Annotated in this window: 20 protein-coding genes; 6 read left to right on the top strand and 14 right to left on the bottom strand. The window is 69.9% G+C overall.

The annotated features are described in order from the left end of the window. Window positions 1–2: 2 nt before the first annotated feature. From ABZ370_RS03060 to ABZ370_RS03015, 10 genes are all read right to left on the bottom strand, one after another. Window positions 3–422, bottom strand: a complete 420-nt coding sequence (locus tag ABZ370_RS03060) for a cytidine deaminase (RefSeq protein WP_358615500.1) — start codon at window positions 420–422, stop codon at window positions 3–5. Then, the gene (locus ABZ370_RS03055; protein WP_358615498.1) at window positions 419–1,714 is read right to left on the bottom strand and encodes an ABC transporter permease; all 1,296 of its coding nucleotides are present in this window, start codon (window positions 1,712–1,714) and stop codon (window positions 419–421) included. Before ABZ370_RS03055 ends, ABZ370_RS03060 begins: the two co-directional genes overlap by 4 nt. Beyond that, the gene (locus tag ABZ370_RS03050) at window positions 1,711–2,829 is read right to left on the bottom strand and encodes an ABC transporter permease (protein WP_358615496.1); all 1,119 of its coding nucleotides are present in this window, start codon (window positions 2,827–2,829) and stop codon (window positions 1,711–1,713) included. Before ABZ370_RS03050 ends, ABZ370_RS03055 begins: the two co-directional genes overlap by 4 nt. Continuing rightward, complete coding sequence (locus ABZ370_RS03045; protein ID WP_358616069.1) at window positions 2,826–4,442, bottom strand: ABC transporter ATP-binding protein; 1,617 nt, start codon at window positions 4,440–4,442, stop codon at window positions 2,826–2,828. Before ABZ370_RS03045 ends, ABZ370_RS03050 begins: the two co-directional genes overlap by 4 nt. Window positions 4,443–4,564: 122 nt before the next feature. Continuing rightward, entirely contained in the window at window positions 4,565–5,596 is a 1,032-nt protein-coding gene (locus ABZ370_RS03040) for a BMP family ABC transporter substrate-binding protein (protein ID WP_358615494.1), read from the bottom strand. Between the two features lie 134 nt (window positions 5,597–5,730). Beyond that, the gene (locus ABZ370_RS03035; protein ID WP_358616066.1) at window positions 5,731–6,954 is read right to left on the bottom strand and encodes an amidohydrolase; all 1,224 of its coding nucleotides are present in this window, start codon (window positions 6,952–6,954) and stop codon (window positions 5,731–5,733) included. Window positions 6,955–7,148: 194 nt separating this feature from the next. Beyond that, a complete protein-coding gene (locus ABZ370_RS03030) occupies window positions 7,149–8,330 on the bottom strand; it encodes a hypothetical protein (protein ID WP_358615492.1) in 1,182 nt (393 codons plus the stop codon). Between the two features lie 167 nt (window positions 8,331–8,497). Continuing rightward, window positions 8,498–9,430, bottom strand: a complete 933-nt coding sequence (locus tag ABZ370_RS03025) for an N-acetylneuraminate synthase family protein (RefSeq protein WP_358615490.1) — start codon at window positions 9,428–9,430, stop codon at window positions 8,498–8,500. Further along, window positions 9,431–10,630 (bottom strand): acylneuraminate cytidylyltransferase, encoded by a 1,200-nt coding sequence (locus ABZ370_RS03020; RefSeq protein ID WP_358615488.1) that lies wholly within the window; start codon window positions 10,628–10,630, stop codon window positions 9,431–9,433. Window positions 10,631–10,662: 32 nt separating this feature from the next. Further along, window positions 10,663–12,033, bottom strand: a complete 1,371-nt coding sequence (locus ABZ370_RS03015; protein WP_358616064.1) for a DUF6716 putative glycosyltransferase — start codon at window positions 12,031–12,033, stop codon at window positions 10,663–10,665. Between the two features lie 223 nt (window positions 12,034–12,256). Here ABZ370_RS03015 and ABZ370_RS03010 point away from each other — a divergent pair, with 223 nt between their 5' ends. From ABZ370_RS03010 to ABZ370_RS02995, 4 genes are all read left to right on the top strand, one after another. After that, window positions 12,257–13,234 (top strand): glycosyltransferase family 2 protein, encoded by a 978-nt coding sequence (locus tag ABZ370_RS03010; RefSeq protein ID WP_358615486.1) that lies wholly within the window; start codon window positions 12,257–12,259, stop codon window positions 13,232–13,234. Next, complete coding sequence (locus ABZ370_RS03005) at window positions 13,234–14,673, top strand: polysialyltransferase family glycosyltransferase (RefSeq protein ID WP_358615484.1); 1,440 nt, start codon at window positions 13,234–13,236, stop codon at window positions 14,671–14,673. Before ABZ370_RS03010 ends, ABZ370_RS03005 begins: the two co-directional genes overlap by 1 nt. 103 nt (window positions 14,674–14,776) lie before the next feature. Beyond that, window positions 14,777–15,973, top strand: coding sequence for an acyltransferase (locus ABZ370_RS03000; RefSeq protein WP_358615482.1), 1,197 nt, complete (start codon window positions 14,777–14,779; stop codon window positions 15,971–15,973). A gap of 43 nt (window positions 15,974–16,016) precedes the next feature. Beyond that, window positions 16,017–16,667, top strand: a complete 651-nt coding sequence (locus tag ABZ370_RS02995) for an MOSC domain-containing protein (protein WP_358615480.1) — start codon at window positions 16,017–16,019, stop codon at window positions 16,665–16,667. A gap of 4 nt (window positions 16,668–16,671) precedes the next feature. Here the strand turns inward: ABZ370_RS02995 and ABZ370_RS02990 are convergent, their stop codons facing one another. Beyond that, on the bottom strand, window positions 16,672–17,001 hold the full coding sequence (locus ABZ370_RS02990) for a hypothetical protein (protein WP_358615478.1): 330 nt from the start codon (window positions 16,999–17,001) through the stop codon (window positions 16,672–16,674). 196 nt (window positions 17,002–17,197) lie between these two features. Here ABZ370_RS02990 and ABZ370_RS02985 point away from each other — a divergent pair, with 196 nt between their 5' ends. Beyond that, window positions 17,198–18,049, top strand: coding sequence for a helix-turn-helix transcriptional regulator (locus ABZ370_RS02985; RefSeq protein WP_358615476.1), 852 nt, complete (start codon window positions 17,198–17,200; stop codon window positions 18,047–18,049). 15 nt (window positions 18,050–18,064) lie between these two features. After that, entirely contained in the window at window positions 18,065–18,265 is a 201-nt protein-coding gene (locus ABZ370_RS02980) for a DUF397 domain-containing protein (RefSeq protein WP_358615474.1), read from the top strand. Window positions 18,266–18,399: 134 nt separating this feature from the next. On the opposite strand, the gene ABZ370_RS02975 is transcribed toward ABZ370_RS02980, so the two are convergent. Genes ABZ370_RS02975 through ABZ370_RS02965 form a run of 3 tightly spaced genes read right to left on the bottom strand, consistent with a single transcriptional unit; the run spans window position 18,400 to window position 20,042 of the window. Then, window positions 18,400–19,254, bottom strand: a complete 855-nt coding sequence (locus tag ABZ370_RS02975) for a helix-turn-helix transcriptional regulator (protein WP_358615472.1) — start codon at window positions 19,252–19,254, stop codon at window positions 18,400–18,402. A 25-nt stretch (window positions 19,255–19,279) separates the two neighbouring features. Continuing rightward, entirely contained in the window at window positions 19,280–19,807 is a 528-nt protein-coding gene (locus ABZ370_RS02970) for a DUF6879 family protein (RefSeq protein WP_358615470.1), read from the bottom strand. After that, a complete protein-coding gene (locus ABZ370_RS02965; RefSeq protein ID WP_358615468.1) occupies window positions 19,779–20,042 on the bottom strand; it encodes a hypothetical protein in 264 nt (87 codons plus the stop codon). Before ABZ370_RS02965 ends, ABZ370_RS02970 begins: the two co-directional genes overlap by 29 nt. Window positions 20,043–20,146: the final 104 nt, after the last annotated feature.

Raw genomic sequence — 20,146 nt, 5'->3', positions numbered from 1 at the left:
GGTTACGGGGCGCCGATACGGGCCAGGTCGGCCGGGCCGAACGCGTCCGGGAGGAGTTCGGCGAGTGGGCGGATGCCGGACGCCGTGTCCATCCGCAGCTCGGGGCCGCCGTGCTCCCACAGCAGCTGACGGCAGCGGCCGCACGGCATCAGCACGGCCCCGTCGCCGTCGCAGCAGGTGAAGGCGGTGAGGCGGCCGCCGCCGGTGGCGAAGAGGGCCGAGATCAGGCCGCATTCGGCGCACAGCGCGACGCCGTACGCCGCGTTCTCCACGTTGCAGCCGCTGACCGTACGTCCGTCGTCGACGAGGGCGGCGGCGCCCACGGGGAAGCGGGAGTAGGGGGCGTAGGCCCGGGACATCGCGTCCCGGGCCGCCGTGCGCAGCGACTCCCAGTCGGGAGCCACTGCCGCGGGTGTGGTCATGTGCCCTGTCCCTTCCGGTAGGGCCTGTTGTTGGCCTTGGGCATCCGCAGCCGCTGTGCGGCCAGCCCCATGACCAGCAGGGTGACGATGTACGGGGTCGCCGGGACCAGGTCGTTGGCCACGGTGTCCGTCAGGGCGTACCAGAGGACCAGCAGGACGGCCGCGCCGCCGCACACCGCGCCAGCGACGTACCTCTTACGGTAGAGCCGCCAGCCCGCCAGGAGGGCGAGTCCGAGGGCCACCAGGAGCAGCAGCGCGTGGACGGTGGGGCCGCCGTTGCGCAGCTGGAGGGCGTCGGAGTAGCCGAAGAGGCCCGCGCCCATGGCGAGGCCGCCGGGCCGCCAGTTGCCGAAGAGCATGGCGGCGAGGCCGATGTAGCCTCGGCCGCCGGTCTGGCCCTCGTTGTAGATGTGGGAGCGGACGAGGGCGAGGAAGACACCGCCGAGTCCGGCGAGGCCGCCGGAGATGACGACGGCCGCGTACTTGTAGAGGTAGACGTTGACGCCGAGGGACTCGGCGGCGGTGGGGTTCTCGCCGCAGGACCGCAGCCGCAGCCCGAACGAGGTCTTCCACAGGACGAAGAAGGTGCCCGCGAAGAGCAGGATCGAGACGATGGTCAGCGCGGAGATGTCGGTGACCAGGCCGCCGAGCAGGCCCGCGAGGTCGGAGACCAGGAACCAGTGGTGGTTCTCGACGGTGGCCAGCCCGTCGGACAGGCCCGGCACGGTGAACGACGCGATGTCGTCGACCTGCGGGGACTGCTTGGGGCTGCCGCCGATGTTGGACAGCGGCTCGAACCAGCGCTTGGCGAGGTAGGTGGTGGCGCCGAGCGCGAGGATGTTGATCGCGACACCGGAGATGATGTGGTCCACGCCGAAGGTGACGGTGGCGACCGCGTGCACCAGACCGCCGACCGCGCCGCCGAGGACCCCGGCGAGGACGCCCACCCAGGGGTTGGTCTGGTAGCCCGCCCAGGCGCCGAAGAAGGTGCCGAGGATCATCATGCCTTCGAGGCCGATGTTGACCACGCCCGCCCGCTCGGCCCACAGCCCGCCGAGCCCGGCGAGCCCGATGGGCACGGCCATGGAGAGGGCGGCGCCGACCTGGCCGGAGGAGGTGATGTTCTCGAACGCGGACTGCTGGTCGCCACCGGCCAGGGCGCGCAGCACGGACAGCGTGACCAGCGTCCCGGCGATGATCAGCAGCACCGTGGCGACGGACATCCGGGGCCCGCGCTTCGGGGCCTTCCCGGGTGCGGTGCTGTCCTTGGTGGCGGTAGCCGTGGCGCTCATACCGCCACCTCCTTCTTCTCGCTCTGACGCGCCTGGGCGGCGAGTTCCGCGCCGACCCGCTGCTGCTGGCGCTTGAGGCCGTAGCGGCGCACCAGTTCGTACGCGATGACGACACACAGGACGATCACGCCCTGCATGACGCCGACGATCTCCTTGTCGTAGCCCTCGAACTCCAGCCGGTTGGCGCCGCGCTCCAGGAAGCCCCACAGCACCGCGGCCAGCGCGATGCCGACCGGGTTGTTGCGGCCGAGGAGGGCGATCGCGATGCCGGTGAAGCCGATGCCGGCCGGGAAGTCGGAGGTGAACTGGTGGGTGTCGTTGAGCAGGGTCGGCATGCCGATGAGCCCGGCCATCGCGCCGGAGAGCAGCATGCTCGTGAGCACCATGCGCTTGACGTCGACGCCGCTGGCCTGGGCGGCGGACTCGGAACGGCCCACCGCGCGCAGGTCGAAGCCGAAGCGGGTGCGGCCGAGGAGGAACCAGAAGCCGACACCGGCGAGCACCGCGACGGCGATGAAGCCCCAGATGGGGTCGAGGTCGCCACCGGCCGGGATGGTGAAGAAGTGGCTGGAGGAGGGCAGCGGGTCGGTCGAGACGATGTTGGTCTGCTTGTCGAGGTCGGCGAGCCGCCCGTCCACCAGCAGATAGCTGATCAGGATGGACGAGAGGGAGTTCAGCATGATGGTGCTGATCACCTCGCTGACGCCCCGGTAGACCTTGAGCAGTCCGGCGATGGACGCCCACATCGCGCCGACCAGCATGGCGACGAGGATGATCAGCGGGATCTGCACCAGGCCCGGCAGCTGGAGCGCCCCGCCGACGACGGCGGCGAAGAAGGCGGCGAGCCGGTACTGGCCGTCGACGCCGATGTTGAACAGGTTCATCCGGAAGCCGATGGCCACCGCGAGACCCGCCAGGTAGTACGTCGTCGCCTTGTTGAGGATGTAGACCTGGCTGTCCGCCTTGACGCCGTAGTCGAACATGATGCCGAAGGCGTTGAACGGCGCCTTGCCGGTGGCGGCCAGCACCAGGGCGGTCAGCAGGAACGCGGCGACGAGCGCGAGCGCCGGGGCCGCGACCGCGAGGAGCACCCGCTCCTTGTCGAACTTCTTCATCGGTCCTCTCCCCCGGCCGTCTCCGCCGCGAGGTCTTCCGCAGGGCGTTCCAGGTGGCCGGAGGCCGCGCCGGTCATGGCCGAGCCCAGCTCCTCCGGGGTGATCGTGGCGGGGTCGGCGTCGGCGACCAGGCGGCCCCGGTACATGACCCGCAGGGTGTCGGACAGGCCGATCAGCTCGTCCAGGTCGGCCGAGATCAGCAGCACGGCCAGGCCCTCGCGGCGCGCGGTGCGGATCTGGTCCCAGATCTGCGCCTGCGCGCCGACGTCCACGCCGCGCGTCGGATGCGCGGCGATCAGCAGCTTGGGGTGGTGGCTCATCTCGCGGCCGACGATCAGCTTCTGCTGGTTGCCGCCGGAGAGCGAGGCCGCGGTGACCTCGATACCGGGGGTGCGGACGTCGTACGCGGCGACGATGCGCTCGGTGTCACGGCGGGCGGCGGCCGGGTTGAGCAGGCCGCCCTTGCTGTTGGGCGGCTCGGTGACATGGCCGAGGACGCGGTTCTCCCACAGCGGGGCCTCCAGCAGCAGGCCGTGCCGGTGGCGGTCCTCGGGGATGTAGCCGATGCCGTCCACGCGCCGCTTGCGGGTGGGGGCGTGGGAGATGTCGGCGCCGTCGAGGGTGACGGTGCCCTCGTCGGGGTCGCGCATCCCCATGATGGCCTCGACCAGTTCGGCCTGGCCGTTGCCCTCGACCCCGGCGATGCCGAGGACTTCGCCCTTGTGGATGGTGAAACCGATGTCGTCCAGGACGGCCCGCTCGACACCGTCCACGTCGGTGGCAGTGAGCCGCACCCCGTCCAGCCGCAGCATCTCGGTGTCGGTGACGGTGGATTCGCGGGTCTCCGGCGAGGGCAGTTCGCTGCCGACCATCAGCTCCGCGAGGCGGCGCGGGTCGGTCTCGGACGGGATGACCGAGGCCACCGTCGTACCGCGCCGGATGACGGTGATGTCGTCGGCCACGGAGAGGACTTCGCCCAGCTTGTGGGAGATGAACAGGACGGTCAGGCCCTCGGCCTTGAGGTCGCGGAGGTTGGCGAAGAGCGCGTCGACCTCCTGCGGGACGAGGACCGCGGTGGGCTCGTCGAGGATGAGGATGCGGGCGCCGCGGTAGAGGACCTTGAGGATCTCCACGCGCTGGCGGTCGGCCACGCCGAGGTCCTCGACCATGACGTCGGGGCGGATGCCGAGCCCGTAGGCGTCGGAGATCTCCTTGATGCGGGCGCGCGCCCTGCCGCCGATGCCGTGCGGCTTCTCCGCGCCGAGGACGACGTTCTCCAGGACGGTGAAGTTGTCGGCGAGCATGAAGTGCTGGTGCACCATGCCCACACCACGGGATATGGCGTCCGCCGGGGAGTGCAGTTCCACGGGTGCGCCGTCGAGGGCGATGGTGCCCTCGTCGGGGCGCTGCATCCCGTAGAGGATCTTCATCAGGGTGGACTTGCCCGCGCCGTTCTCGCCCACGAGGGCGTGCACGGTGCCGCGTCGCACGGTGATGTCGATGTCGTGGTTGGCGACGACTCCGGGGAACCGTTTGGTGATTCCGCGGAGTTGGACGGCAACGTCTCCGACGTCACCTGCGGGGGCGCCCTGGGGTGGGCTGGCGGCTTTGATGGCGCACTCCTGAGGGGCGAGAGCGTGTAGGCAGGGGGCGCGCCCAAGGGCACGCCCCCTCGGGTCCGTCGGCGACAGGGATCGCTGACGCGCGGACGGGAACAGTTAGCGGACGGGAACAGTTACTTGTAGGTGTCCGCGACCTTGATCTTGCCGTCGACGATCTTCTTCTTCGCCGCCTCGATCTTCGGCTTGATGTCGTCGATGAAGCCGCCGGAGTACGAGAGGCCGACGCCGCCGCGCTTGAGGTCGTAGGACTGCACGCCGTGTTCGGACTTCTTGGTCTTGACGACGCTCTTGATGAAGTCGTAGACCGAGCCGTCCACGTTCTTGACCATGGAGGTCAGGATCGCGTTCTTGTACGGGGCCAGGCCCTTGTCGTAGTACTGGTCGCCGTCGACGCCGATCGACCAGGTGCCCTTCTTCTTGCCGGTCGCCTCGATGGCGCCCGCGCCGGAGCCGCCCGCCGCGGAGAAGATCACGTCGACCTTGTTGGAGAGCATGCCCTCGGCGATGTCCTTGCCGCGGTCCGGCATGCCGAAGCCCTTGGGCGAACCGACCTGGACCCACTGGACGTCGAGGGAGGCCTTGGGGTTGGTGTCCTTCAGGCCCTGCTGGAAGCCGCCCGCGAACTTCTTGATCAGCGCGCTGTCGGTGCCGCCGATGAAGCCGACCTTGTCGGACTTGGTCTTGAGCCCGGCGGCCACCCCGGCGAGGTACGAGCCCTCGTGCTCGGCGGAGACCAGGCTGGCGACGTTCTTGGAGTCGACGACGGAGTCGACGATCGCGAAGTCGGTGTCGGGGTACTTCTTGGCGGCCTTGGCCAGCGAGGGGGTCCACGCGTAGCCGACGCCGACGACCGGGTTGTAACCCGCCTCGGCCAGGCTGGAGAGCTTGTCGTAGCGGTCGGCGTCGGTGTCGCCGTCCTTCGCGGTCAGCTCCTTGCCCTTGACCTTGAAGTCCTTGAGGGCGCGGTCGTAGCCCTGCGCGGCGGAGTCGTTGAAGGAATGGTCGCCGCGGCCGCCGACGTCATAGGCGAGGCCCACACCGGCGTCCTTGCTTCCCTCTTCGGAGCTGCTGCCACAGGCGGTGACGGAAAATGCGAGAGCCGCGGTGGCAATGCCCGCGACAGCTATCGTGGATACCCGGCGCACGAGGGTCCCCTTCGAATCTCGAAGCGCCTCTCTGCGGCGCTGGCTCCGCCGCATCGTAACGCGCGTAGATCCCAGATAAAGGTCCGCTCCGAAGCCGTTATCGGATCGTCGCGAACCTCTCGTAACGGCCGGATCTACAGAACGTTTCCATCGAGCAAAGCCGCCGCGGTGAACAGCTCGACGCCCACCTCGATGGCGCCCTCGTCCACGTCGAAGTCGCCCACGTGCAGGTCGCGCCGGGTGGTGTCGCCGACCCTGCGCACGCCGAGCCGGGCCATCGCGCCGGGCACCCGCTCCAGGTACCAGGAGAAGTCCTCGCCGCCGAGGCTCTGTTCGGTGTCCTCGACCGCGTACGAGCCGCGGCGGGCCACCATCGCGTCGCGCAGCAGCTCGGTGGAGGTCTCCTCGTTGACCACGGGCGGGACGCCGCGGATGTAGTTGATCTCCGACTTGGCGCGGTGGAGGGTGGCGACCTCGTCGATCGCGGCGTGCACCAGGTCCGGGGCGGCGCGCCAGGCGGGCAGGTCCAGGCAGCGGACCGTGGCGGACAGCTCGGCGTGCTGCGGGATGACGTTGCACGCGTGGCCGGATTCGACCCGGCCCCAGGTGACGGCGAGGCCGGAGCGGGCGTCCACCCGGCGGGCCAGCAGCGCGGGCACCTCAGTGATCACCTTGGCGGTCGCGGTGACCAGGTCGGTGGTGAGGTGGGGGCGGGCGGTGTGGCCGCCGGGCCCGTCGAGGGAGATCTCCAGCCGGTCGCAGGCGGAGGTGATGGGGCCGGTGCGCAGCCCGATCCGGCCGACCTCGACCTTGGGGTCGCAGTGCAGGGCGAGGATGCGGCCGACGCCGTCCAGTGCGCCGCCCTCGATCGCGTCGGCGGCGCCGCCCGGCAGCACCTCCTCGGCGGGCTGGAACAGCAGCCGCACCGGGTGCCGCAGCCGCCCCTCGCGGGCCAGCTCGGCGAGGACCAGACCGGCGCCGAGGACGACGGTGGTGTGGACGTCGTGGCCGCAGGCGTGGGCGCGGTCGGCCACGGTCGAGCGGTACGGGACCGTCTTGGTGTCCGGGATGGGCAGGGCGTCGATGTCGCCGCGCAGGGCCAGCGCGGGGGTCACCCCGTCCCACGGGCCGATGTCACAGAGGAGGCCGGTGCCACTGGGCAGGACGCGGGGTTCGAGGCCCGCCTTCTCCAGCCGCGCCTTGAGGGCGGCCGTGGTGCGGAACTCGCAATTGCCCAGCTCGGGGTGCATGTGCAAGTCCCGCCGGAAGGCGACCAGTTCGGCGCGCAGCTCATCGGGGAGCGCGCCGGGCAGGCCTGCGTCGGCGGAGGGTGTGGCATCGGTCTCGTCGAGGGACATCAATTGCTTCACCCAATGAAGCGTAGAACGACCTTGGGGTGGAGCGAATGTCGATCAACAAAACTTCTACCCGTTCGGGGCGGGAAAGTACCCCGGCCGGTGCATGATCTCCCTAGTCAGGGGGTATAAAGCTTCGCTTCTCGGCGAGCGCATGATCGTTTCGTGAGAAGCGCCACATGGGGTACCTCCCGGCGTTATGACATGGCCAGCGGGGTGTCGGGGCTCGCGGTGGACGGTACCGAGCCGGGCCGCTGGACGTCCCGGGCGGTGTCGGTGACGCCCGACAGGAACCCCTGGGCGCGCGGGGACGCGTCGCTGGTCAGCCAGGTGGGGTCGACGTCGTACACGGCGACCTTCACCTCGGTGCCCGCGAGCGCGAGCGGCAGGGTGTGCACCACGGTGGACGGGAAGCTCACGATGGTGTGCCCGATGGGTCCGCGCCGCGCTATCAGCTCCAGCGGCAGATCGGGCCGTACGATCTCCAGCCCCACCTCGTGCGCCACCCGGCTGAGCTTCTCGGCGCTCTCCCGGCGGTGGGCGAAGTAGCGGGTCGCGCCGTGGGCCTCGGCCAGTCCCGCGACCGCCTCCAGATAGCGCTCCAGGTCGACCACGCCGGTCTCGACCAGGGAGGTGCCGACCAGGTCGGTGCCTCGGGTGAGCCGGGGCGGGCCGAAGCGGGCCCGGGTCCAGGAGAAGTCGTTGGCGGTGATGGTGACCCCGGGCGGCGGATCGACCGGCATCGAGCTGAACACCTCGACCCGGCGCTTCTCGCCCGGGGTGAGCCTGCGGCGCGCGGTGGCGGAGACCGGCGCGAACACCAGGTCGCGCGCCCCACGGCTGGTGCCGCGCCGGTGCCAGCGCACCAGGCGCTCCCCGTTGGCCAGCTGGGAGATGAACTCCATGGTGGCCGTGCCGTCGTCCACCACGACCAGGTCCTTGGCCCGGGTGAGGGTCAGCAGCAGCTGGACGTAGCGGGAGAACGGGTCCCCGATCACGATCCGGGCGGCCCGGCGCAGCGGGCCGCGCAGCCCGCCGATGGTCTTCAGCGGGGCGCCCGCCCCGCCGCGCGCCTCCTCCCAGCGCACCGCCACGCCCTCGTCGCGCGCCAGCTCGGCCATCCGGCGCAGCTGGCCGCGGGTCATCGGGTCGTGCGGGGAGAGCACGACGACGGTGAGGTCGGCGGCCCGGCCGAGCGGCGGCAGCGGCGACGGCTCGTCGCCGGGCTCCGGAGGCACCGCCGGGTCCGGTCCCGGCGCGCGCATCGCGTCCGTGTACGCCCACTCCAGCACGTTGAGGAGCTGGACCGGGCTTTCGACGAAGGCGAGGGTTGTGACGGACTTCGCGCCGTTCCCGGGCTTCGCCCCGTCCGTAGACATCGCACCATCCACAGTTGCACCGTCCACAGACATCGCCTCGTCCACAGACATCACACCGTCCAAGGGCAGGGCCCGGAAGCGACGGGTGTTCCCCGAAAAGTCGAGGACTCCCGCCGCTTCCGGGCGTGGGCCGGTCCGACCGGCCAGTGGCATCACGGAGATGAACCTCAGACCGCGACGGGCTCGCGGTCCTCGGCCTCGGCCTCGGCGACCACACCGGAGACCCGGCGCAGCTTCTTCATCGGGCCGAGCTCGCTCTCGTAGACCTTCTTGACGCCGTCACCGAGCGACTCCTCGACCACGCGGATGTCACGCACCAGACGGGCGAGACCCTGCGGCTCGACGGAGGCGGCCTGGTCCGAACCCCACATGGCGCGGTCCAGGGTGATGTGGCGCTCGACGAACGCGGCACCGAGCGCGACGGCGGCCAGCGTGGTCTGCAGACCGGTCTCGTGGCCGGAGTAGCCGATCGGCACGTTGGGGAACTCGGCCTGCAGCGTGTTGATCACGCGCAGGTTCAGCTCCTCGGCCTTGGCCGGGTACGTGGAGGTGGCGTGGCACAGCAGGATGTTCTCGCTGCCCAGCACCTCCACCGCGTGGCGGATCTGCTTCGGGGTGGACATGCCCGTCGACAGGATGATCGTGCGGCCGGTCGCGCGCAGGGCGCGCAGCAGCTCGTCGTCGGTCAGCGAGGCGGAGGCCACCTTGTGGGCGGGGACGTCGAACTTCTCCAGGAAGGCGACGGCCTCGGTGTCCCACGGGGAGGCGAACCAGTCGATGCCGCGCTTCTTGCAGTGCTCGGAGATGGCGGTGTACTCGGCCTCGCCGAACTCCACGCGGTGGCGGTAGTCGATGTAGGTCATCCGGCCCCAGGGGGTGTCCCGCTCGATGTCCCACTGGTCACGCGGGGTGCAGATCTCCGGGGTTCGCTTCTGGAACTTGACCGCGTCACAACCGGCGTCGGCGGCGGCGTCGATCAGCTTGACCGCGTTCTCCAGGTCGCCGTTGTGGTTGATGCCGATCTCACCGGTGACGTACACCGGGTTGCCGGGGCCGGCGGTCTTCGCGCCGAGGGTGCGGAGGCGAGAGTTGGAGCTCACTTAAGACAGTTCCTTTCCGAGAATCCACGAGGCGATCTCGCGGATCGCGCCGTCACCTCCGGGGGTGGAGGTGACCGCACGTGCAGCGCCGCGCACGACGTCGTGCGCACCTGCGACCGCCACGGGCCAGCCGACGAGGCCGAAGCACGGGAGGTCGTTGACGTCGTTGCCGACGTAGAGCACGCGCTCCGGCGCGATGCCCTGCTCCTCGCACCACTGCTTCAGTGCGAGATCTTTACGGTCGATGCCGTGGAGCACGGGGACCTGGAGCTTGCGGCCCCGTGCGGCGACGACCGGGTTCTTTTCCGTGGACAGGATCAGCAGTGCCAGCTCCGCTCGGCGCAGGGCGGCGATCCCGAGCCCGTCGCCGCGGTGCACGGAGACGAGTTCGCGTCCTTCGGAGTCGATCAGCACCCTGTCGTCGGTCTGGGTGCCGTCGAAGTCGAGTACCACCGCGTCGATGTCGTCGCGGGTGGGGAGGGAGCCCGGGCGCTCCGCGTCCAGCAGCGGGGCGAGGGCGCGGGCGCGGGCCAGGTCGTGCGGGTCGTCGACCTCCAGCACCCGGGCGGCGTCGGTGCGCACCAGCTCGGTGCGGCCGAAGAAGCGGTGCCCGGCCTCGCGGAAGCCGCGCGCGTCCATGGCGTAGGCGGCGCCGGTCTCCAGGAAGTCCTGGGGGCGGTCCTGGCGGCGCGGGCGGTACGACTTGTCGTGGTTGACGCCGTCGCCGCCGTCCGCCGCGGGGTCCTCGCCCTCGCGCCAGACGAAGCCGTGGAAGGGCGCCACCGTCAGCGCGCTGTCCGCGCCCTGCTCGGCGACCGCCCCGGCCACCCCGTCGATGTCCTCGCGGGCGATGAACGGGCTGGTGCACTGCACCAGGAGCACGACGTCCACGGTGGTGCCGTGCGTCGCCTCGTACGCGTCCATCGCGTGGATGACCGCGGCCTCGCTGGTGGCGGTGTCGCCCGCGATGTCGGTGGGCCGCTGGACGACCACGGCGCCCGCGCCGCGCGCCGCGGCGGCGATGCCCGCGTCGTCGGTGGAGACGGCCACGTCGGTCACCAGGCGGGAGGCCCGGCACTCCAGGACGGCGCGGGCGACCAGCGGCACACCGCCGACGGCGGCAAGGTTCTTCGCGGGCACGCCCTTCGATCCGCCGCGGGCGGGGATGACGGCGAGCACACGGGGGCTCGATGCGGGCATGGCGGCTCCTTCGGGGGATTCTTCGATGGCTGTCACAGCTCCCCCATCCGCCGGATGACCGGGGCCACGCGCTGGACGCCATGCCGGTAGGCGCCGCGCGCCGCGTCCCGCATGGTGTTGCGTACGGCCCGCCGCAATCCGCTGACCTCGGCCTCGTCCGCGGCGGCGGCGCCCGGGCGGGGGCTGCCGTCCGGCTCGAAGCCGTACCGCTGGAGAATCCGGGGCAGATAGCCGGGCGCGGTGGCCCGGGTGTAGTAGGGGGCGAGCGCCGGGAGGGTTTCGGCGGCGGCCAGGGCGGCGACCCTGTGCCGGGCGGTGTCGAACGCGGTCTCGTACGACCCGTCGGCGGCCACGCCCTGGCGGGCCAGCCACTCCGGGTCGGGCTCGGGCCGGTATCCGGCGTCCAGCTCGTCCCACGAGGCCAGGCAGCCGGAGCCCAGGAAGTGGTGGTTGCCCAGCGGCTCCCGGATGCCGAGATCGGTGAGGATCGCGGTCGGGATGGCGCGGTGCAGGGACTCCAGCGCGGCCGTGGAGCTGATGGTGACCAGCAGGTCGGTGGTGTCCAGGACCTCGCCCATGTTCCCGTACGCGAGGCGGAAGTTGGGCGGCAGTCCGTCGCCGAACTTGGCGATCAGCTTCTGGTACGGCAGTTCCTCGATGTGCGTGGTGTGCTCGCCCGGCTTGGAGCGCAGCTTGACCACGACCTCGCGGTCCGGGTGGCGGCGGGCGTGGTCGACGGCCCGGCGCAGCAGGTACGTACGGTCGGCGCGGTTGTCCGGGACGGACGGCTGTACGGCGAACACCACGCGGCCGCCGGGGTACGTGCGCCCCTGCCGGGCCGTCTCGTCGTAGCGGGCGCCGCCGAGGAAGGGGAGCGCGCATTCGGTGACGCAGTCCCCGGAGGTGCCGACGCCCGTGTACACCTCGCGGAACCGGTCGGCGTCATGGCGCGAGTTGGCGAGCACCACATCGGCGCCGTGCCGCAGCAGCAGCCCGTCGGTGAGCTTCTCGTAGACGACGCCCACATAGCCGGTGACGATCACCGGGCGGCGGGTGGCGCCCTCCCAGGCGTGCGCGAGACCGTGCAGCATGGCCTGGGTGCCGCCGCCGACGAGGGACAGCACGATCACGTCGTAGCGCTCGCGGTCCATGGAGCGGACGAACTCGATGCCCGTCACCTCGCGCAGCGAGTCCGTACGCACCCCGACCTCGGCCAGCTGCCGGACGGTCGGCGTGGCGCGGCCGCGCAGCAGGTAGCCGTCCAGGCGTCGGCCTGAACCCGCCGAACCGGCTGAACCCGCTGAACCCGCCGAACCCGCTTCCGAGGAATCCGAGCTGTCGGGGACGAGGCGCTGCGCGGTGAGCGCGCCCCATTTCCACCGGGTGTCGGAGTCGGCGAGCACGGCTACTCGCACGGGGGATTTGATACGTGAGGACACGTCGGAGACGCTAGGAAGGGATTTCGAGTGAAGGCCCAACGCAGCAGCAACAAAGGGTTAACAGCATGTCGACGAATGGCGAATCGGCTGACCGGAGCAGCGGGTTAACCGTTCCGACGTTCTTCGTTCACCCTGACGTACCCCTACGGTCAAGACGAATGCCGCCCGGCGACCTAGCGTCACCCGCGTGGTTAAGCTCTCCGTCATCGTGCCGTTCTACAACGTGCAGACCTATGCCCCTGACACACTCAGAAGTCTTCGTGCGAACGCACGCGCGGACTTCGAATTCATTCTCGTCGACGACCATGCGACCGACGGGACGCCAGAGATCCTGGAGCGCGCCGAGCGCGAGCTTCCGGGGGCCGTCTACATCCGTCATGAACAGAACGGCGGGCTCGCCACCGCGCGCAACACCGGTCTGGACGCGGCCTCCGGCGAGTACATCACCTTTCTCGACGGCGACGACTGGCTCGCCCCGGGGTACTACGAGCAGCTGCTCGCGGCCATCGAGGACCTGGGGTGCGACTTCGTCCGCACCGACCATGTCCAGTGCACCGGCCGCAAGCGCTCGGTCCACCGGGTGCCGCACGGCCTGCGGGACCAGGTCATGGACCCGCGGGAGGTGATCCTCCCCGCCGACCGCTCCACCTCGGTCGACTACGCCTTCGCCTGGGCGGGCATGTACCACCGCCGGCTGGCCGACGAGGGACTTCTCCACTTCACCCACGGGCTGCGCACCGCCGAGGACCGGCCCTGGATCTGGCGGCTGCACCGCGAGGCGCGCAGCTTCGCCGTCCTCGGCCTGCACGGCGTCTTCTACCGGCGCGGTGTCTCCTCCTCGCTCACCCAGATCGGCGATGTGCGGCAGCTCGACTTCATCCGCGCGTTCGACCAGGTCATCGAGGAAACGGCGCGGGACCGCGACGCGGACGCCCTGCTGCCGAAGGCCGTGCGCACCTACTGCGCGATCATTTCCCACCACCTCGGAAACATCGAGCGCTTCGAGCCGCAGGTGGCCCGCAAGCTCCGTTCGATGTCGGCGGCCGCGCTGAAGCGCATGCCCCAGGACGTATTGAAGGACGCGCTGGATTCCATGGACTACGAACGTGCCGCGCGGCTGCGGCGACTGAAGCGCCGGGCCGCGGGTACGGAGGTGGCGGCCTGATGTCGGCGACCCTGACGACCCAGACGTACACCCCGCGCGGCGAACGCAGGCGCACCCAGATCTTCCTGGCCTCCACCCTGTACGGGGCGGCCACCCTCGCCGCCGCGATCGACGCGGACTGCGTCGGACCGGCCGACCGCAGGCTGCTGCTGGTCAGCAACAACGCCGCGACGCCGGAGACCACCCCGGCCGTCGACGACATGCCGGGCTTCGAGCGGCTGCGGGCGCGCTTCGACCGGGTGCTGTCCTGGAACGAGACGATCAGCCCGTTCCACCCCGGCGGCTGGTCCCCGCGCCAGGACGACGCCCCGCTGTGGGAGCGCCATCTGCGGCTGCTGTGGAACCTGGGCGAGGACGACATCGAGCTGATCCTGGAGTCCATCCAGGTCACCCCGGCTGCGGCGATCGCCCAGGTGTTCCAGAGCGCCTCCATCGACGTCTACGCCGACGGGCTGATGAGCTACGGCCCGACCCGCAACAAGCTCCACCCGCTGGTCGGCACCCGCATCCGGCGACTGCTCCACCTCGACCTGGTGCCGGGGCTGGAGCCGCTGCTGCTCACCGAGTTCGGCGTACCGGCGGAGGTGCTGCCGACCGAGACGTTCACCAAGGTGCTCGCCGAGGTCGCCGAGGCCGCCCCGCGTTCCGTCGCCTCCGCGACCGAGCGCGTGGCCACCGGCGCCGGGCCCGCCCTGATGCTGGGCCAGTACCTGTCCGCACTGGACATCCTCACTCCGGAGGAGGAGGAAGAGCTGCATGTGCGGATGCTGCGGGGCGCCGTCGCCCTCGGCCACCGCACCGTCGTCTTCAAGCCGCACCCCACCGCCCCGGCGCGCTGGTCGCGGATGCTGGAGAAGAAGGCCGCCGAGCTGGGCGCGGAGCTGACCGTCATGGACACCCCGGTCCTCGCCGAGGTGCTCTACCAGCGGATGGAACCGGCCCTCGTCATCGGCTGCTTCTCCACCGCGCTGCTCACCGCGAACGTCTTCTACGGACTGCCGGTGGCCCGGATCGGCACCGACACGCTGCTGGAGCGGCTCACCCCGTACCAGAACAGCAACCGGATTCCGGTCACCATCGTGGACGCGCTGCTGCCGGACCTGGAGGACCACAAGGCGGTGGCCGCGGGTTCTTCGGCGGCCGGTGTGGTGGACGAGCGGTCCGGCCGGAAGATGACCGGTCTGGTCGCCGCCGTCGGCTTCTGCATGCAGGCGAAGATCTACCCCGGTCTGCGGCCCGCCGCGGAGCGCTATCTCGCCGCCCATCTGGACGCCCGCACCTGGCGCTACTTCAAGCGCCGCCGGCTGACCGCGCTCGCCCTGCCCGGTGCGGTCCCCTCGCAGCTCGGCTTCATCCCGCGCAACGAGACGGTACGGCGGGTCGCCCGCCGCGCCCGGGCGCTGAAGAAGGCGGCCCTGAAGAAGACCGCGACGAGCTGACCGTTCTGACCATCCGTCTTACGCGTCTTACGAGAAGGAGCCACGGCGTGACCGCCGACCACGGGGCAAGCCACATACGTACCGGTGCCTCGGGGGTGGCGTCATGACCGCGGGCGCGCCGCCCACGCCTGAAGCGGGCCCGATATCCGCGGCCCCGGTCTCGGTCCCCGCTCAGCGCGAGCCGGGGCAGCCCGAACCGGGGCAGGGGCCGGGGCAGCCGGTACCGGGGCGCAAGGGGCAGCCGGTCCGGCTGCGCGCCCTGGACGGGCTGCGGCTGCTGGCCGCGCTCATGGTCGCCGCGTACCACTACGGCGGCCGTGACGGGGAGATAGCCCAGGCGTGGGGCGCCTCGCCGCGCCAGATCTTCCCCACCGTCTCGCCGTACTTCTCGTACGGCTGCCTGGGCGTCCAGATCTTCTTCATCATCAGCGGCTTCGTCATCTGCATGAGCGGCTGGGGACGCCCGCTGCGCTCCTTCTTCGCCTCCCGCGTCTCCCGGCTCTTCCCCGCCTACTGGGCGGCGATCCTGCTGGTCAGCGCCGTGTTCGCGCTGCCCTGGGTGGCGTTCAAGACGGTCTCGCCGAGCGACACGCTGCTGAACCTCACGATGCTCCAGCAACCGCTGGGCGCGGACCGGGTCCTGGGCGTGTGCTGGACCCTGTGGGCGGAGCTGCGCTTCTACGCCCTCTTCGCGCTGTTCGTCGTCCTGCCGGGCGCGAGCCGCCAGCGCGTCGTCCTGTTCTGCGCGGTGTGGACCCTGGGCGCGGCCCTCACCGACGCGGCGAACCAGCCCCTGCTGGACCTGATCCTGATGCCGAACTACGCCCCGTTCTTCATCGGCGGCATCGGCCTCTACCTGATCCACCGCTACGGCCACGACGCCACGGCCTGGGGCATCGTCGCCCTCAGCTTCCTCATCGGCCAGCACTACGCGGTCTCCGAACTCTGGCACCGCCCGAACCCGGACTTCTTCTCCTACCGCTCCACGTTCGGCATCGTCGCGATCGTCGCCTTCGGCTTCCTCGCCGTCGCCCTGGTCGCCCTGGGCAAGCTGAACTGGGCCAACTGGCGCTGGCTGACGGTCGCGGGCGCGCTGACGTACCCGTTCTACCTGGTCCACGAACACCTGGGCTGGGTGGTCGTCCAGTACCTCCACCGCAACCTCGGCATCCCCGCCTACGCGACCTTCCCCCTGACGGTGCTGCTGATGCTGACCCTGGCCTGGCTCCTGTACCACTTCGTGGAGCAACGCCTCACCCCCGTCCTGAAACGCTCCCTCGCACCGGCCCGAGCGCGCTGAAAACCCGTCGCCCGGGCGGGCCGCGGACCGTACCGTCACCCGCATGAAGCTGCTCTCCGTGAACGTCGGCAAGCCCCGGCCCAACCCGTGGAAGGGCCTCGGCGCGACGGGCATCGACAAACGCCCCGTCGACGGCCCGGTCACCGTCACCGCCCCCGGCCCCAAGGGCACGGGGGCGGTCGGCCTCGACGGCGACCGGGCCTACGACGTGAAACACCACGGCGGTCCCGACCAGGCCGTCTATGCCTACGCCCGCGAGGATCTCGACAACTGGGAGGCCGAGCTTCGCCGACCGCTACACAACGGCGTCTTCGGCGAAAACCTCACCACCCTCGGCCTGGACGTCAACGCCGCGCTGATCGGCGAGCGCTGGCACATCGGCCCCGACGTCATCCTGGAAGTCTCCTGCCCCCGCATCCCCTGCGCGACCTTCCAGGGCTGGCTGGAGCGCGACGGCTGGATCAAACGCTTCACCGAGGCCGCGCTCCCCGGCGCCTACCTACGTGTCATCGCCCCCGGAGCCCTCCGCACCGGCGACCCGGTCCACATCGCCCACCGCCCCGACCACGACGTGACCATCGCCCTCGTCTTCCGCGCCCTGACCCGCGAACCCGCCCTCCTCCCGAGGCTGCTGGTCGCCGACGCACTGCCGGAGGAGATCACGGCCATCGTCCGCAGACGCACGACGGCGTAGGCCATCAGGCCGCCAGATCGGCGTCGAGCGACGCCACCGTGGACGGCCCGAGCCACACAAGCTGCGCGGTGACCGCACCCCGCGAGAACCACGCCTCCACCCGCTCGGGCGAGGAGAGCACCAACCGCTGCCCAGGCCCGACCACTTCGGTACGCCCATCGCCGTAATCCATGCCCCACGCCGCGATCTCCACGTCCACCTCGTCGGTGTCCTCGTACGGGTGGATGCGCGCCACGGCGAAGAGGCGCGGCGCGGTGGCGAGGGCGAGAGCGCGGAGTTCTTTACCGAGGTCGAACGACTCAGGGCCGGGCTGCTCGGGGGATACGGTGACCATACGTGTCTCCTTGCCGGGAGGTGGAGTTGGGTCAATGGAAGACCGAGTCTGGGCAGTTGCGGACGACGCCGCACGAAGTGGCCTGGCTCACAGAGTAGAGGCAAGGTTGAATTACTTCTACGGAACGTAGAGAGGTATCTAACCTTTCCCTCGTTCCAGTGACGCCAACAGCGCCAGTTCGAACACGGAGAACCGCATGCCGCCGAGAGCAACTCCGACCGCACGTCAGCTTCGCCTTGGCACCGAGCTGCGCAAACTGCGCGAGCGTGCCGGTCTGAACACCCGGGAAGCCGCTGAGCTGATCGGAGCCAAGCAGGCCCGCGTCAGCAACATCGAGACGGGCCGCTTCGGCCTCAGCGAGCGCAGCATCCGCACCCTGGCCGGGAACTACGCATGCGGCGACGAGGACCTCATCACCGCTCTCATCGCCATGACCGGCAAGCAGCAGCGCGGCTGGTGGGAGGAATACCGGGACATCCTGTCTCTGGGACAGCTCGACCTGGCCGAACTCGAACACCACGCATCAGCAATTGCGCTGGCCACCGTGCTGCACATTCCCGGCCTGCTCCAGACCGTCGATCACGCCCGCGCGATCTTCGCCGAAGGCGTCCCTGCCCTCCCGCCACCCGACATGGAGGACCGCGTGTCCTACCGCATCAAGCGGCAGCGCATCCTCTACGGCGACCAGCCCACCCCCTGCAAGGCGGTGATCCACGAGGCCGCTCTGCGCATGCCATTCGGTGGACCGCAGACGGCCCGGGCCCAGCTTCAGCATGTGATCGACATGAGCGAACGGGAACACATCACCGTCCAGGCGATCCCCTTCCGTAACGGCACGTTCGCCGGGTCCGGCCAGTCCATCAACTACTTCTCCGGCCCCGTACCCCAACTCGACACGGTCCTGCTGGAACAGGCCCACGGCTCGCTTCTCCTCGACGCGGAGGCGCAGTTGGAGAAGTATCGACTGGTGATCGGCAAGATGGAGAGCATCGCGCTCACTCAGGAGGAGTCCCGCGACTTCATCCATGGCCTCATCCGGGAACTGTGACAAGGAGCAGCACACATGAACCTGTCCTCATGGCGCCAGTCTTCGTACTGCCAGGAGTCGGCCTCTTGCGTGAACGTCGCAGATGGGGAACGCGGCACCATCATGCTCCGCGAGAGCGAACAGCCCGAAACCGTACTCTCGACCACCCGGACGCGCCTGAGATCCTTCATACGCGCCGCCAAGGCAGGTCAGTTCGACCACGTCGCCGACGTCTGAGGTGGGAGTAACGGATGTTCGCTAGATGTGCCCGCTGAACTTCCTGAATTCCCTCCCTCCCCGACCCTCCGCCCCTGTCGCGAGGGGTCCGTCTTGACTCTGGGCCAGGCGGGGGCTTTTGTCGCGCCCGGGGGTCAGTACAGGGCCTCGATTGCCTTCAGGATCAACGCACGCGCCTCGGCCCCGTACACGGCCATGTCGCGCAGCTGCTCGAAGACCTTCAGGTACAGGGCAATCTCGGAAGGCTGGGTAATGTTGACCTCCGCCGAGACGAACTCCACCGACACGAGCGCGTCGTCATACACGTGGAACGTCTCGACCGGCCACTGCCGCCGCTCCCGTGTGGCCATGGGGATGATGCCCAGCGAAACCTGGGGCAGTGCGCCGGCGGTGAGCAGATAGCCCAGCTGTGCCGCCATCGCGTCCCCGTCGCCCAACTGAGCGTATAGGACTGCCTCCTCTATGAGCATCACGAACCGATGGCCTCGCTCATGAATGATGTGAGACCGCTCAACGCGCGCGGCCGCGGCCTCTGCGCCGTCGTTGAACGGGATGCCGCGAAAGTCTGCGATGTTACTCAGCAGTGCGGCCGCATACCCCTCGGTCTGCAACAGCCCCGGGACCATCGTCGAGGAGTAGACGCGGAACAGCTCGGTGTTGTGGAAGAGCTGCACCGCGCTGTCCTGTAGTTGCTTCATCCCTCGGAGGACCTGGTGCCGCCACTCCGTGTACATCGACTCGGCGTGCAGGGACTGGGCAATGAGATCTTCCGCCTGATCGCTTGCCGCGCAGGCGTTGGTCCACGCGCGGATGTCCTTCGCTGACGGACCGGTCTGGGCGTTCTCGATGCGGGAGGTCTTGGAGTGGTGCCAGTCGCACCGGTGGGCCAGTTCGACGACCGTCATCCCGGCACCCTTGCGGAGGTCGCGAAGCCGCCGCGCGACGACTTCGCGTGCGGCTTGGGCGGACGAGGACGGGGAGGTGGGCATGAGCTGGCCTGTCCGGTGCGCGCTGTCAGTGGATGTCGTACTGGTCGTGCGGAGTGGCGCGTGTCCACACCGTGTCGAATGCTTCGGCGCACAGCTTGGCTGCTGCCGGTTCGTCGGTGATCTCCTCGCCGGTCCACGATCCGTCACCGGCGAAGTGATTCCAGTGGATCCACTGGCCGTCGAACAGCCAGAAGTCGTTGCCCGGCAACGCAATGTCGGAGGCCCGTCGGCGAGGCAGCCACCGCACCTGTTCGCCAGCCGCGACGTTCGTGAACGTGCCGTCGTACAGGAAACGGGTGTACTCGCTGACCGGCTCGGACACGATACGGGCCCGGCGCACCACGATGCCGCGGCTCACGGTCTCCTGGATCAAGTCGAGCCACGGACGCCACCAGGACTCACGGTCCGCCGGGTCGTGACGGAAACCGCCCCTCCATGCGGCGAACGGGCCCTCTTCGTAGTCGACGGCGTAGGCGTCTCTCATCTCCAGGTGCACAGCAGAGCGCGTGCACCTGGAGATCAGCTCATCGAATGTCGGTGCGCTCGACGGCATCGCAAGCCTCCCTGATCATGTGCACCATCCTGGCGGGGATACGGATCACGGCCTCGTTCTCCGGGATGCCCTGGGCGTGGCCCGGCAGCTCGAACGCGGCACATTGTGCTTCAAGCTCGGGGCCGGGCTTCCAGCCCTGGAAGACGAGTTCCTGTTTCTCCTGGTCAACCCACACCGTGGGACTCTGTTTGTCCCCGGTGTTGGGGTCGATGCCGATGAACACTAGCGACGACATGACCGCCTCCGTCAACGAGTTGTGCAGTTGTGTGCACCACGGTCATTCGCAGCGAGTAGGTGGTCAAGAGGGTGAGCAGCATGCCACCCGTCCGGGTACACCCG

This window comes from Streptomyces sp. NPDC005962 (genome assembly GCF_040629205.1).
GTDB lineage: Bacteria > Actinomycetota > Actinomycetes > Streptomycetales > Streptomycetaceae > Streptomyces.
The sequence above is the reverse complement of the archived record's forward strand: the minus strand, read 5'-3'. Positions and strand labels throughout refer to the sequence as shown.